Source organism: Streptomyces sp. NPDC046759 (assembly GCF_040645475.1).
Lineage (GTDB): Bacteria > Actinomycetota > Actinomycetes > Streptomycetales > Streptomycetaceae > Streptomyces.
Genome location: NZ_JBEYYJ010000006.1, coordinates 107409 through 121521 on the forward strand (window position 1 = coordinate 107409; position 14113 = coordinate 121521).

A 14113-nucleotide genomic window follows, 5' to 3' on the forward strand; every position below is an offset into this window, starting at 1 on the left:
CTCGGGGGATGACCGACAACGCCCCCACCGCCCTCGGGACGCCCGTGCCGTACGACGCCGTCGTGCTGGCCGGCGGCGCCGCCCGGAGGCTCGGCGGGGCCGACAAGCCCGGTCTGCGGGTCGGGGGCCGGGCGCTGCTCGACCGCGTGCTCACGGCCTGTGCGGGCGCCGGGACGACCGTCGTCGTCGCCGACCGGCGGCCCACCGCGCGGCCGGTGCGCTGGGCGCGCGAGGAACCCCCCGGCGCCGGACCGGTCGCCGCGCTGGAGGCCGGCCTGCGGCTCACCACTGCCGAGCACGCCGTCGTGCTCTCCGCCGACCTGCCCTTCGTGCAGTCCACGACGTTGCAGCGCCTGCTGGGCGCTCTGCGTGACACCGGAGCCGACGGGGCGCTGCTCACCGACGCCGATGGCCGCGACCAGCCGCTCGTGGCCGCCTACTGCACCCTCGCGCTCCGCCGCGGGCTGGCCGCCCTCGCGACCGGGCCCGACGGCCTGACCGGCCTGCCCCTGCGCCGGCTGACCGGCGCCCTTCGCCTCACCCGCGTCCCGGACCCGCTCGCGTCGTTCGACTGCGACACCTGGGACGACCTCGTCAACGCCAGGGCACGCATCAGGGAGCATGGGCACGTGTTGGATGAATGGATCTCCGCAGTCAAGGACGAGCTGGGCATCGACCTGGACGTCGACACCCGCGCTCTGCTCGACCTGGCCCGTGACGCCGCGCACGGTGTGGCCCGGCCCGCCGCGCCGCTGACCACCTTCCTCGTCGGCTACGCCGCGGCCCAGGGCAAGGGCGGCCCCGAGGCCGTCGCCGAGGCCTCCCGCAAGGCGGCCGCCCTCGCGCTGCGCTGGGAGCAGGAGAACAGGGAAACGGACAACGGGGGCGGAAGCCGGAACAGCGGGGGCCAGGGCGCCCCGGACGCCGGATGACCGCCCCCGGGACGCGGGCCGGAGCGCCCGCCGAGGACAGTGACGACCTGGACGTCGAGGAGGCTTTGGCCCTCGTGAGGGAAGCCAAGGACGACCATGCGGGCCAGGTCCCCGCTCCGGCGCCGGAAGCGCACGGCGAGCGGCACCGGGCCACCCCCTGGCCCCAGGCCCGCGTCATCGCCGCCCGTGCCGCACGCTCCCAGGGCCGCCGCGCCCCCGTCTCCGTGCCGCTCGGCGATGCCCTCGGGCTGGTGCTGGCCGCCCCTCTCGACGCGCTCACCGATCTGCCCTCCTTCGACACCTCCGCGATGGACGGATGGGCCGTCGCCGGACCGGGGCCCTGGGAGGTGCGCGACGAGGGTGTACTCGCCGGGCACGCGCAGCCCGAGCCGCTCACCGACGGGGAGGCGGTCCGTATCGCCACCGGCGCCCGCATCCCGGCGGACACCACCGCCGTCCTGCGCAGTGAACACGGCCGCACCGACTCGCAGGGGCGGGTCCATGCCACCCGGGAGATCGTCCACGGCCAGGACATCCGCCCGCGCGCCCAGGAGTGCCGCACCGGCGACCAGCTGCTGCCCGTCGGCACCCGGGTCACCCCCGCCGTCCTGGGTCTCGCCGCGGCGGCCGGATACGACACCGTCACCGCCGTACCCCGGCCGAGCGCCGAAGTCCTCGTACTCGGTGACGAGTTGCTGACCGAGGGTCTGCCGCACGACGGCCTGATCAGGGACGCGCTCGGGCCCATGCTGCCGCCCTGGCTGCGGGCGCTCGGTGCCGAGGTCGTCGCGGTGCGCCGGATCCGCGATGACGCCAAGGCCCTGCAGAAGGCGGTGAAGGGCTCGACAGCCGACCTGATCGTCACCACCGGCGGCACCGCGGGCGGGCCGGTCGACCACGTCCATCCCACCTTGGAACGCCTCGGCGCCGAGCTCCTCGTCGACGGTGTCAAGGTGCGCCCGGGCCACCCCATGCTGCTGGCCCGCACCAAGGAGGCCCAGCACCTCGTCGGCCTGCCCGGGAATCCCCTCGCGGCCGTCTCCGGCCTGCTGACGCTCGCCGAGCCGCTGTTGCGCACCCTGGCCGCCCACCCGGCACCCGAGCCCTACACGCTGCCGCTCAGCCAGGCGGTGCAAGGGCATCCCTATGACACCCGGCTCATCCCCGTGGTGCTGCGCGGCGACCGTGCCGTACCGCTGCGCTACAACGGTCCGGCCATGCTCCGCGGCATCGCCGCCGCCGATGCGCTGGCCGTCGTACCGCCTGGTGGAGTCCGGCAGGGTGAGGAGACGGAGTTGCTCGACCTGCCGTGGGCGGCCGCGGGAATCGAGGTGTGTTTCACGTGAAACGTCCGGCCGTGACGGCAGCGCCCGCCAGTCGGGCGATCATCCGGTGACCCGTCGGAAGTGAGCGGGGTCCACCCCGGTGGCGCTTTCCTCGGGGAGTAGCGTCACAGGCATGCATGCGATCACGATTCCCGAACCTGGTGGTCCCGAGGCGCTGGTGTGGGCGGAGGCCCCTGATCCGGTGCCCGGCGAGGGTGAGGTGCTGGTCGAGGTGGTGGCCAGCGCCGTCAACCGTGCCGACATCCTGCAGCGGCAGGGCTTCTACAACCCGCCACCCGGCGCCTCCCCCTACCCCGGTCTGGAATGCTCCGGCAGGATCGCCGCGCTCGGCTCGGGAGTGTCCGGCTGGGCCGTCGGTGACGAGGTGTGCGCGCTGCTCTCGGGCGGCGGTTACGCCGAGAAGGTCGTCGTACCGGCCGGGCAGCTGCTGCCCGTGCCCGAGGGCGTCGAACTCAGGCAGGCGGCCGCGCTGCCCGAGGTGGTCTGCACCGTCTGGTCCAACGTGTTCATGATCGCCCATCTGCGGCCCGGCGAGACGCTGCTCGTCCACGGCGGGTCCAGCGGCATCGGCACCATGGCGATCCAGCTCGCCAAGGCCGTCGGGGCCAAGGTCGCGGTGACGGCCGGCACCAAGGAGAAGCTGGAGCGCTGTGCCGAGCTGGGCGCGGACATCCTCATCAACTACCGCGAGCAGGACTTCGTCGCCGAGATCAAGCAGGCCACGGGCGGTGCGGGCGCCGACGTCATCCTCGACAACATGGGCGCGAAGTACCTCGACCGCAACGTCCAGGCGCTCGCCGTCAGCGGGCGGCTCGCCATCATCGGCATGCAGGGTGGGGTGAAGGGCGAACTGAACATCGGCACGCTGCTCAGCAAGCGGGCCGCGATCAGCGCGACCTCGCTGCGGGCACGGCCGCTGAGTGAGAAGGCGGCGATCGTGGCGGCTGTGCGCGAGCACGTGTGGCCGCTGTTCGCCGGTGGTCATGTCCGTCCGGTCGTGGATCGTGAGGTGCCGATGGCGGAGGCGGCCGAGGGGCATCGGGTGGTGGAGGCGAGCGGACACGTGGGGAAGGTGCTGCTGGTTACGTCGTAGCGCCATGCCACGTATGTCATAGCGCCTGCGCCATGCCACGTGTGTCGTAGCGCCTGCGCCACGGCACGTGTGTCATAGCGCCTGCGCCACGGCACGTGTGTCATAGCGCCTGCGCCACGGCACGTGTGTCATAGCGCCTGCGCCACGCCACGCACGTCGTAGCGCCCGCGTCACGCACGTCGTGCGGCCACGCCCCGCAGGCACGGTGGCCCGCAGCCGCGGTGGGGCCGGCATCGGTGTCAGTTCCTGCGGAGTCTCAGGCCGAGGAAGGCCAGGCCCAGGCCCAGGCCGATGAGGACCAGGCCGGTACCGAGCGGGAGGATCTGGAGGACCGGTTCGTTGCCGTTCTCGTCCTCGGGGGCGGCGTTCTGGGTCGGGCGGTCGGCGGGGTTGACACCGGCCTCGTCGGGGACGGTGGAGGCGGTGGGTGTCGCGGACGGGAGGTTCGCGGTCTCCGGGTCCTCGGCCCGGCCGGTGCCGGCGGCCCGGGTGGGCACCGGATCGTCGTCGCCCTCCACCTCGGCCGCGGGCCCGTCCACGTCCGGCCGGCCCGGCCGCATCCGGCCCTCGCCCGCCCAGCTGCCCGCACGGGTCGGCTGGACGGCTGTCGCCGAGTGGTACGAGGCGGAGGCGGAATCGGAGGGCACCGGTATCGGCGCCGGGTCGTCGGGGAACGACCCGCGATGGCGGTGATCGTGACCGTGACCGTGATCGGCGGGGTCCGGGAGGCGGAAACGGGGACCGTCCGGATCCTCGCGGGCCGTGGGCTCCGGGTGGGCGGGACGGTCCGGGCCGTTTGCTCCACCGCGGGCGGAGTGGTCCGCGTCTTTGGGCGCGGGCCGGTTCGGATGCCCTGGGCCGGCGGAGCCTCCCGGCCCGGACTCGGCCGCGGACGCGCCGGTGGCGTACCCGGTGACGATGTCGTACGCGGGCAGGGTCGCCGCGAGAACGAGCAGCAGCCGTATGCAGCGGAATGTGATGCGCAGCCATGGAGTCACGTCGGTGACCTCCCGGGGGCCCGGATGTCGTGATCGGTGGAAAACCGACGGAAACAAGCCTCACATTCAATGGCAAACGGGGCATTCCAGATTGGGCCGTCGGGTCTAAACGGTGGATCAGCCCCACGAGGGGGCACCACGGTGATGAGGTGTAGGCGTGCGAGAGAATGGCGGCATGGAGATGCCGAGGAACGAACGGTTGCCGGAGAACCCCCAGATCCTCGTCGTGGGCCAGGACGGGATGGCGCTCGGCGGTGCGGACGACGAGTCCCGTGAGATCCCGGTGACGGAGCAGGTGGAACAGCCGGCCAAGGTCATGCGGATCGGCAGCATGATCAAGCAGCTCCTGGAGGAGGTGCGCGCGGCTCCCCTGGACGAGGCCAGCCGGGTGCGGCTGAAGGAGATCCACGCCAGCTCGGTGAAGGAGCTGGAGGACGGCCTCGCGCCGGAGCTGGTCGAGGAACTCGAGCGGCTCTCTCTGCCGTTCACCGACGACGCCACGCCGAGCGACGCGGAACTACGGATTGCGCAGGCGCAGTTGGTGGGCTGGCTGGAGGGCCTCTTCCACGGGATCCAGACGACGCTGTTCGCCCAGCAGATGGCGGCGCGTGCCCAGCTGGAGTCGATGCGCCGTGCGCTCCCGCCGGGTGTGACCGCTCACGAGGGCGGCGACGACCCCCGTGCCACAGGCCGCTCGGGCGGACCGTACCTGTAACGAGCGGAGCGACAAGTGGAGCCCGGCACCACAAGGTGCCGGGCTCCGGTCGTATGCGCGCAGAAGGCCGCTGTCAGGCCTGATCGCTGTCAGGCGGGGTTGCCCGTCGAGACCGTGAGGTCGATCGTCCCCGGGTCCTTCTTGCCGACCTCCGTGCCCTCGGCCGGGAACTGGTCCAGGACGGTGTCCTTGCCCCAGGTGTTGTCGTTCTGCGAAGTGATCTTGTACTTCCAGCCCGCGGCGTGGAAGCAGGCCTTCACCGAGTCGATGTCCTTGTACCGGAAGTCGGGCAGCAGCACCTTGTCCGCGTCGTTCCAGGACTCCGTCGGATCCGAGCACTTGGTCTTGTCGATCACCCGGGACCGGTCCGGCCCGCGGTAGCCCGCCGGGTGGGAGGTGGACGCCGAGGCGCTCGCACCGCCGCTGCCACCCGTGTCGTCACCGCCGCTGTTCAGCGTCAGCGCGACGATCAGGGCGATCACCGCGACGAGCGACACCGCGACCGAGCCGATGATCACCGGCTTGTTGTTCCTGCCGCCGGAGCCCGCGGCAGGGTGCTGCGGAGCCGTCTGCGGCGAGAGCCCGTACGGCGGCGGGGTCTGCGGGGTCTGCGGGCCGTACCCCATCGGAGGCGGCGTCTGGTAGCCGCCCTGCTGCGGGTAGCCGTAGGCCGGGGCGGGCGTCTGCGGCGTGCCGTACGGGCCCGGCTGGTACGGCGTCTGCACCGGTCCTGCGGGTGCCGGGGCCGCCCGGTCGACCGGCGGGAACACCGCGGAGCCGACACCCTGGCCGCTCTGCGTCGGCGCGGCGCCCGGAACGATGCTCGGCGCGGCCGCCTGGAAGGAGGCGGCGACCCGCAGGCACTCGTCGCGCATGGACTCGGCGGTCGGGAAACGCTCGTTCGGGTTCTTCTTCAGCGCGCGGGCGACCAGGGCGTCCACCGCGGGCGGCAGGGAGCGGTTGATCGAGGACGGAGCCACCGGCTCCTCCTGCACATGCGCGTAGGCGATCGCCAGCGGCGAGTCCGCGTCGAACGGCAGTCGCCCGGTGACCAGCTGGAACAGCATGATGCCGACCGAGTACAGGTCGGAGCGGGCGTCCACGGCACGGCCGAGGGCCTGCTCGGGCGAGAGGTACTGCGGGGTGCCGACGACCATGCCGGTCTGGGTCATCGACGTCACACCGGACTGCATGGCGCGGGCGATGCCGAAGTCCATGACCTTGACCACGCCGCGCTTGGTCACCATCACGTTGCCCGGCTTGATGTCGCGGTGGACCAGCCCCATCTCGTGGCTGATCTCCAGCGCCGCCAGCACGTCCGCGGTGACCTTCAGCGCCTTGTCGGCCGGCATCGCGCCGTGCTGCCGGATGTCCTGTTCGAGGACCGAGCCCAGCGGGCGGCCCTCGACGTACTCCATGACGATGTACGGCGTCGTCATGCCGCCGAGGTCGTCCTCGCCGGTGTCGAAGACGGAGACGATGTTGGTGTGCGTGAGCTTGGCCACGGCCTGGGCCTCGCGGCGAAAGCGCTCGCGGAACGCCTGTTCCCGGCCGAGTTCCGTGTGGAGTGTCTTGATGGCGACCTGACGGTCGAGCACGGCGTCGTACGCCAGGTGCACCGAGGCCATTCCGCCCTCGCCGAGCAAGTCGCGCAGCTGGTAGCGGCCGCCGGCCAGCGACTGCCCCGCATACCGGCCGTGTGCGCCGTCCTGGCTCATCTCTGCGTGTCCCCCACTGGCCGTCCGGCGTCTTCGCTCATCGCACGGGCCTTGATCGAATGTGTCATTCCCGGCCAAGTCTGCCCCAGGGCACCGACACGTCAAGCGCGGTGCCCGTTCCGTGACCGTACGCGCAAGAAGCGTCGCGCAAGCGTTACAGGGGGCGTACGACCGGCACACAGAATTTGCACGACAGCGCGTGCTAGAGGTTTCATGGCCGGTCGGCTTCGGCCGGTCCCGGTTCCGGTTCCGAACCGGTGGTTAGCGCGGAGGCTGTAGCGTGGCCGACGGAGACCGTGACAACACCGCGCGCACCGCGGGCAGAAACGACGGCGAGGACTGATGGCACAGACGCAGCGCGCCCAGGGCCCGTCCGACCCCGAGGCGAGTGGCGGCGGTATGTCGGACGCGCCGGAGACATGGGGCAACGGAGGGCTCGTCGGTGACGGCCGTTACCGGCTGACCCACCGGCTGGGCCGGGGCGGCATGGCCGAGGTGTTCGCGGCCGAGGACGTCCGGCTGGGCCGTACCGTGGCGGTGAAGCTGCTCCGCGCGGATCTGGCCGAGGACCCGGTCTCCAAGGCCCGCTTCACGCGTGAGGCACAGTCCGTCGCCGGCCTCAACCACCACGCGATCGTCGCCGTGTACGACTCCGGCGAGGACTTCGTCGGCGGTCAGTCCGTGCCGTACATCGTGATGGAGCTGGTCGAGGGCCGCACCATCCGCGACCTGCTGCTGAACGCCGAGGCACCGGGCCCGGAGCAGGCCCTGATCATCGTCTCCGGGGTGCTGGAGGCGCTCGCCTACTCGCACCAGCACGGCATCGTGCACCGCGACATCAAGCCCGCCAACGTGATCATCACGAACAGCGGTGCGGTCAAGGTGATGGACTTCGGCATCGCCCGCGCCCTGCACGGGGCGTCGACAACGATGACGCAGACCGGCATGGTCATGGGCACGCCGCAGTACCTGTCCCCGGAGCAGGCGCTCGGCAAGGCCGTGGACCACCGCTCCGACCTGTACGCGACCGGCTGCCTGCTGTACGAACTCCTCGCCCTGCGGCCCCCGTTCACCGGTGAGACCCCGCTGTCGGTGGTCTACCAGCACGTGCAGGACATCCCGACCCCGCCCTCGGACGTCTCCGACGGCTGCCCGCCGGAGCTGGACGGCCTGGTCATGCGCTCGCTCGCCAAGGAGCCGGACGACCGGTTCCAGACGGCCGAGGAGATGCGGGGCCTGGTCCAGTACGGCCTGCAGATGCTGTACGACCAGGGCGGACACACCGGCACCTGGAACACCGGCCCGGTGGAGACGCACGACGGCCGGCACACCCCTGCGGGCGGCTTCGCGGGGACGACCGCGATGCAGCACCCGGGCCACTTCGGCGCGGGAACCGCGCAGATCCCGCAGCCGATCCTGCCCCAGGGGTACGGCAACGGAGACGACGGCGGCTTCGAGGGGCGCGGCAACAAGGGCAGCGGCCGCGGCAAGCTGTGGGTCCTCGCCGTCCTCGCGGTCATCGCGATCGCGGCGGGCGTCGCGCTGGCACTCAAGAGCGCGGGTCACGGCACCGGCACCGGCACCGACACCAAGCCGCCGACGACGCACTCGACGTCCACGAAGGACCACTCGGACTCGCCGACCCCGTCGGACGACACCACCGACCAGCCCTCGGACACGGCCACCGACGACGGTTCGGACTCGGGTTCGGGAGGATCCGGCTACACCCCGTCAAACCCGCAGACGACGCCGTCGCAGTCGACGGGGCCGACCAACCAGCCGACCGACCCGCAGACCTCGCCGTCGCAGTCCCAGGACCCCTCCAACGGGGGCACGGACACCGGCACGACCAACGGCGGCACCGACACCGGCACGACCAACGGCGGTACCGACACCGGGACCACCAACGGCGGCACCGACACCGGCACGGACACCGGCACCACCGTCGGGAACACCACGGCCGGCGGCGCCGGCGCCCCCACCGGTTGAAGGACACCCGCATCGCCGCCGACGGCGTCCCCCTGAGCCGGTGACGGCAGGGCGGGCGCCGTCAGCCGGTGAACGCGTCGCACACCGCGTCGTACTCGCGGGTCCACCACACCACGAGTGCCGACGCGGCCGGGAACTGGCAGTCCGCGCGCGTGTCACCGCGTTCGTAGTGCCAGCGCACCATCCAGAAGTCGTTCAGCCGCTCCCACCACACCCGGTGCACGGCTGCCGCCAGTTCTGACGGCGCGGCACCGGCCGCGCGCCGGTACGCGCGCGCGTAGGCACGCACTTTGGGCAGGTCCAGGGTGCCCGCGGGCCGCACGAAGAAGATCGCGGCGGCGCGTACCGCCTCCTCGGCGCGGGGCTGCACACCGAGCCGGTCCCAGTCGACGATGGCCGCCGGGGCGTCCCCCTTGTAGAGCACGTTGAACGGATGGAAGTCGCCGTGCACCCAGCCCACCGAGCCGCCGCGCGGCGGGCGGCGGTCCGTGTGCTGCTCGAGGAGGGCACGGCGTTCCAGCAGCCGGTGCCGGGCCAGCTCGTCGAAGGCGTCGGCGGGGCGGTGCCGGCGTACATGGGCGAGCAGGTCGTCGATGAGTGCGAAGGTGTCGTCGGGGTCGGCGCTCTCCACGGGATGCGGGCCGGTGGCCGGGCGGGTGCGCCCCTTGGGCGGCATCACGCGCTCCAGACACGCGTGTACGGCACCCAGCAGCGCCCCGAGGCGCGCGCTCTCCCCGCGCGTGAGCTGTCCGCCGTGGCGGTGCCTGCCGTCGATCCACGGGTGCAGCGCGTAGGCATGGCCGCCGACGACGGCGACGGTGCGGCCCTCGCGGTGCGCGAGCGGCACGGAGACCGGGACACCGAGATCGGCCAGACGCTGGGTGGCGCGATGCCGTCGCTCGATGGCGGCCGGGTCGGCGGTGTCGGGGTCGAAGTGGTGCTTGAGGAAGTAGCGGCCGCGGGTGGTGCACAGCCGGTAGCCGCGGTTCAGCAGCCCCTGGTCGACCGGTTCACAGGTGAGGGCGGCACCGGCGGCGTACAGGCGCAGCAAGGCGCCCAGAGGGGGCGCGTGGGGCACGAGGGGTGGTACACATGAGCGCGACACGCCGCAGATGGTAGGGCACGAAAAGACGCCGTGAGCTGGGGGTTGTCGCAGGCAGTCGCTGCCGGTCGCTTTCGGTCACTGATGGACCCTGGCGAACTGTCGGCCGACAGTTGCCTGCCCGGCACACACTTGATCCTTTTTATCGGCGTGCGGTTCTTTCGCTTTTCCCTCTTTGGGAAGGGATCGGTCTCCCACGCAAACTCTTCCCGTGACCTGGGTGCGCGGGATAACGTGCGGGTGCTCCGGCCTTCCGCAAGGCTGTGACCAGCGCGCTTCCACCCCTCCGGGATTTACTTGGAAATCCAAGCAAAATCGCAGGTCAGATGGGGTTTCACAGAAATGTGGAGCACTGGGTAACGTGATGGTTGCAGGGCGCTCGCCGGGGCACCTGTCACGCCTGTTCCCGGCCGAGTGGCACCCACCCCGTGCCCGGTGGTCGAAACAGGTGAGCCGCACTGGCCTACCGGCAACCCCGGGGGCCGGAACGACGGAGGAGCACACGTGACCGTGGACAGCAGTGCCGCGCGCCAGCCGCGACGCAGCGCCGCAGGCAAGGCCGGCACCACCGGCAGCAAGACCGGCGCGGCCGGGACGAAGTCCGGCGCGACCGGCGCCGGGTCCCAAGCCACCGGCACCAAGCGCACCAGCACCACCGCCGCGCACGCCACGCGCGCGAAGAAGACCACCGAGCCGGAGCTCGTACAGCTGCTGACGCCCGAGGGCAAGCGGGTCAAGAACGCCGAGTACGACGCCTACGTCGCCGGCATCACCCCCGAAGAGCTGCGCGGCCTGTACCGCGACATGGTGCTCACCCGCCGCTTCGACGCCGAGGCCACCGCGCTGCAGCGCCAGGGCGAGCTCGGTCTGTGGGCCTCCCTGCTGGGCCAGGAGGCCGCCCAGATCGGCTCCGGCCGGGCGCTGCGCGCCGACGACTACGTCTTCCCGACCTACCGGGAGCACGGCGTCGCCTGGTGCCGCGACGTCGACCCGACCAACCTGCTCGGCATGTTCCGCGGCGTGAACAACGGCGGCTGGGACCCCAACAGCAACAACTTCCACCTGTACACGATCGTCATCGGCTCCCAGACGCTGCACGCCACCGGCTACGCGATGGGCGTGGCCAAGGACGGTGCGGACAGTGCGGTGATCGCCTACTTCGGCGACGGCGCGAGCAGCCAGGGCGACGTGGCCGAATCGTTCACCTTCTCCGCGGTCTACAACGCCCCCGTGGTGTTCTTCTGCCAGAACAACCAGTGGGCGATCTCAGAGCCGACCGAGAAGCAGACCCGCGTCCCGCTCTACCAGCGCGCGCAGGGCTTCGGCTTCCCCGGCGTACGGGTCGACGGCAACGACGTGCTGGCCTGCCTCGCGGTCACCAAGTGGGCGCTGGAGCGCGCCCGCAGCGGCGAGGGCCCCACCCTGGTCGAGGCGTACACCTACCGCATGGGCGCCCACACCACCTCCGACGACCCCACCCGCTACCGGGGCGACGAGGAGCGGCTGGCCTGGGAGGCGAAGGACCCGATCCTCCGCCTTCGCCGGTACCTGGAGGCCTCGAACCACACGGACGAGGGATTCTTCGCGGAACTCGAGGCCGAGTCCGAGGCGTTGGGCAAACGAGTGCGCGAAGCGGTCCGTGCCATGCCCGACCCGGACCACTTCGCCATCTTCGAGAACGTGTACGCGGACGGGCACGCGCTCGTCGACGAGGAACGAGCGCAGTTCGCCGCCTACCAGGCGTCGTTCGCTGACGCTGAAGGGGGTCACTGACATGGCCGAGAAGATGGCGATGGCCAAGGCCATCAACGAGTCGCTGCGCCGCGCCCTGGACACCGACCCCAAGGTCCTGGTCATGGGTGAGGACGTCGGCAAGCTCGGCGGCGTGTTCCGCGTGACGGACGGCCTGCAGAAGGACTTCGGCGAGAGCCGAGTGATCGACACCCCGCTGGCCGAGTCCGGCATCGTCGGCACCGCGATCGGTCTCGCCCTGCGCGGCTACCGCCCGGTGGTGGAGATCCAGTTCGACGGCTTCGTCTTCCCGGCGTACGACCAGATCGTCACCCAGCTCGCGAAGATGCACGCCCGTTCCCTGGGCAAGGTCAAGATGCCGGTGGTCGTCCGCATCCCCTACGGCGGCGGCATCGGCGCGGTCGAGCACCACTCCGAGTCCCCCGAGGCGCTCTTCGCGCACGTGGCCGGCCTGAAGATCGTCAGCCCCTCCAACGCCTCCGACGCGTACTGGATGATGCAGCAGGCCATCCAGAGCGACGACCCGGTGATCTACTTCGAGCCCAAGCGGCGTTACTGGGACAAGGCCGAGGTGGACTTCGAGGCGATCCCGGCCCCACTGCACAGGGCCCAGGTGGTCCGCGAGGGCACCGATCTGACCCTGGCGGCCTACGGCCCGATGGTGAAGCTGTGCCAGGAGGTCGCCGCCGCGGCGGTCGAGGAGGGCAAGAACCTGGAGGTCCTGGACCTGCGTTCGGTCTCCCCGCTGGACTTCGATGCGATCCAGGCCTCCGTCGAGAAGACCCGCCGCCTGGTCGTGGTCCACGAGGCGCCCGTGTTCTTCGGCTCCGGCGCGGAGATCGCCGCCCGGATCACCGAGCGCTGCTTCTACCACCTGGAGGCCCCGGTGCTCCGGGTCGGCGGCTATCACGCCCCGTACCCGCCGGCCCGCCTGGAGGAGGAGTACCTGCCGGACCTGGACCGCGTGCTCGACGCCGTCGACCGCTCGCTGGCGTACTGAGGGAGAGGGTCGTGACGACGATGACGGAAGCGTCCGTACGCGAGTTCAAGATGCCGGACGTCGGCGAGGGACTCACCGAGGCCGAGATCCTCAAGTGGTATGTCCAGCCGGGTGACACCGTCACCGACGGCCAGGTGGTGTGCGAGGTCGAGACCGCCAAGGCGGCCGTCGAACTGCCCATCCCCTACGACGGCGTGGTGCGCGAACTCCGCTTCCCCGAGGGCACCACGGTCGACGTGGGCACGTCCATCATCGCGGTGGAGGTGGCCGGCGCGGCGCCGGCTCAGGCCCCGGAGCAGGCGAAGCCGGAGCAGCCGAAGACGGAAGTCGCTGCGGCGGAGGAGGAGCCGAAGGGCCGCCAGCCGGTCCTGGTCGGTTACGGCGTGTCGACCTCCTCCACCAAGCGCAGGCCCCGCAAGGGCCCCGAGGTCACCGTCCCGGCGGCCGGACGGGAGCAGCAGGCGGAGCTCAACGGCCACGGTCCGGTCGGCGAGGCGGGCCCGCTCGCCGAGAAGCGCCCGCTGGCCAAGCCGCCGGTGCGCAAGCTGGCCAAGGACCTCGGTGTCGACCTGGCCACGATCACCCCGTCCGGCCCGGACGGCATCATCACGCGGGACGACGTCCACGCGGCCGCCACGGCCACGGCCACCGAGCCGGCAGCCGCCCCGGCCGCCGCTCAGGCCGCGCCCGTGATCCCGGCCCCGGCGGCGTCGTACGACACCGGGCGTGAGACCCGTATCCCGGTCAAGGGCGTGCGCAAGGCCACGGCGGCGGCGATGGTCGGCTCGGCGTTCACGGCGCCCCATGTCACGGAGTTCGTGACGGTCGACGTGACCCGCACGATGAAGCTGGTCGAGGAGCTGAAGCAGGACAAGGAGATGCAGGGCAAGCGGGTCAACCCGCTGCTGCTGATCGCCAAGGCCCTGCTGGTCGCCATCAAGCGGAACCCGGAGATCAACGCGTCCTGGGACGAGGCCGGCCAGGAGATCGTGCAGAAGCACTACGTCAACCTGGGCATCGCGGCGGCCACCCCGCGCGGCCTGATCGTGCCGAACATCAAGGACGCCCACGACAAGACCCTCCCGCAACTGGCCGAGGCGCTGAGCGATCTGGTGTCCACGGCGAGGGAGGGCAAGACGTCCCCCGCCGCGATGCAGGGCGGCACGGTGACGATCACCAACGTCGGCGTCTTCGGCGTCGACACCGGCACGCCGATCCTCAACCCCGGCGAGTCGGCGATCCTCGCGATCGGAGCGATCAGGCTTCAGCCGTGGGTCCACAAGGGCAAGGTCAAGCCGCGCCAGGTCACCACGCTGGCCCTGAGCTTCGACCACCGCCTGGTGGACGGCGAGCTGGGCTCGAAGGTACTGGCGGACGTGGCGGCGATCCTGGAGCAGCCCAAGAGGCTGATCACCTGGGCGTGAGCGCCCGGGGCCGGTAGCCGGGCAAGCCAGAGGGGGCGGCCGCA

At 71.7% G+C, this 14113-nt stretch carries 11 protein-coding genes; 8 read left to right on the forward strand and 3 right to left on the reverse strand.

All coding sequences use genetic code 11. The features are described from left to right. The first annotated feature begins 8 nt into the window (after positions 1-8). From ABZ919_RS10530 to ABZ919_RS10540, 3 genes are all read left to right on the forward strand, one after another. The gene (locus tag ABZ919_RS10530; protein WP_361245202.1) at positions 9-932 is read left to right on the forward strand and encodes an NTP transferase domain-containing protein; all 924 of its coding nucleotides are present in this window, start codon (positions 9-11) and stop codon (positions 930-932) included. Further along, the gene (locus ABZ919_RS10535) at positions 929-2278 is read left to right on the forward strand and encodes a molybdopterin molybdotransferase MoeA (protein ID WP_361245205.1); all 1350 of its coding nucleotides are present in this window, start codon (positions 929-931) and stop codon (positions 2276-2278) included. The genes ABZ919_RS10530 and ABZ919_RS10535 overlap by 4 nt, the downstream gene beginning before the upstream one ends. A 112-nt stretch (positions 2279-2390) precedes the next feature. Continuing rightward, complete coding sequence (locus tag ABZ919_RS10540; RefSeq protein WP_361245208.1) at positions 2391-3371, forward strand: NAD(P)H-quinone oxidoreductase; 981 nt, start codon at positions 2391-2393, stop codon at positions 3369-3371. Between the two features lie 239 nt (positions 3372-3610). Here the strand turns inward: ABZ919_RS10540 and ABZ919_RS10545 are convergent, their stop codons facing one another. After that, complete coding sequence (locus ABZ919_RS10545; RefSeq protein ID WP_361245211.1) at positions 3611-4369, reverse strand: hypothetical protein; 759 nt, start codon at positions 4367-4369, stop codon at positions 3611-3613. Between the two features lie 175 nt (positions 4370-4544). On the opposite strand from ABZ919_RS10545, the gene ABZ919_RS10550 reads away from it, so the two are divergent. Then, a complete protein-coding gene (locus ABZ919_RS10550; protein WP_361245214.1) occupies positions 4545-5084 on the forward strand; it encodes a bacterial proteasome activator family protein in 540 nt (179 codons plus the stop codon). A gap of 89 nt (positions 5085-5173) precedes the next feature. On the opposite strand, the gene ABZ919_RS10555 is transcribed toward ABZ919_RS10550, so the two are convergent. Beyond that, the gene (locus ABZ919_RS10555; protein ID WP_361245218.1) at positions 5174-6802 is read right to left on the reverse strand and encodes a protein kinase; all 1629 of its coding nucleotides are present in this window, start codon (positions 6800-6802) and stop codon (positions 5174-5176) included. Between the two features lie 342 nt (positions 6803-7144). Between ABZ919_RS10555 and ABZ919_RS10560 the strand changes: the two genes are divergently transcribed. Continuing rightward, positions 7145-8791: a protein kinase gene (locus tag ABZ919_RS10560; protein ID WP_361245221.1), complete on the forward strand. Its 1647-nt coding sequence runs from the start codon at positions 7145-7147 to the stop codon at positions 8789-8791. A 61-nt stretch (positions 8792-8852) separates the two neighbouring features. On the opposite strand, the gene ABZ919_RS10565 is transcribed toward ABZ919_RS10560, so the two are convergent. Continuing rightward, the gene (locus tag ABZ919_RS10565) at positions 8853-9869 is read right to left on the reverse strand and encodes a phosphotransferase (protein WP_361245224.1); all 1017 of its coding nucleotides are present in this window, start codon (positions 9867-9869) and stop codon (positions 8853-8855) included. A 528-nt stretch (positions 9870-10397) separates the two neighbouring features. On the opposite strand from ABZ919_RS10565, the gene pdhA reads away from it, so the two are divergent. Genes pdhA through ABZ919_RS10580 form a run of 3 tightly spaced genes read left to right on the forward strand, consistent with a single transcriptional unit; the run spans position 10398 to position 14069 of the window. After that, entirely contained in the window at positions 10398-11666 is a 1269-nt protein-coding gene (pdhA, locus tag ABZ919_RS10570; RefSeq protein ID WP_361245227.1) for a pyruvate dehydrogenase (acetyl-transferring) E1 component subunit alpha, read from the forward strand. A gap of 1 nt (position 11667) precedes the next feature. Then, positions 11668-12645, forward strand: a complete 978-nt coding sequence (locus ABZ919_RS10575) for an alpha-ketoacid dehydrogenase subunit beta (protein ID WP_361245230.1) — start codon at positions 11668-11670, stop codon at positions 12643-12645. Between the two features lie 11 nt (positions 12646-12656). After that, complete coding sequence (locus ABZ919_RS10580) at positions 12657-14069, forward strand: dihydrolipoamide acetyltransferase family protein (RefSeq protein WP_361245233.1); 1413 nt, start codon at positions 12657-12659, stop codon at positions 14067-14069. Positions 14070-14113: the final 44 nt, after the last annotated feature.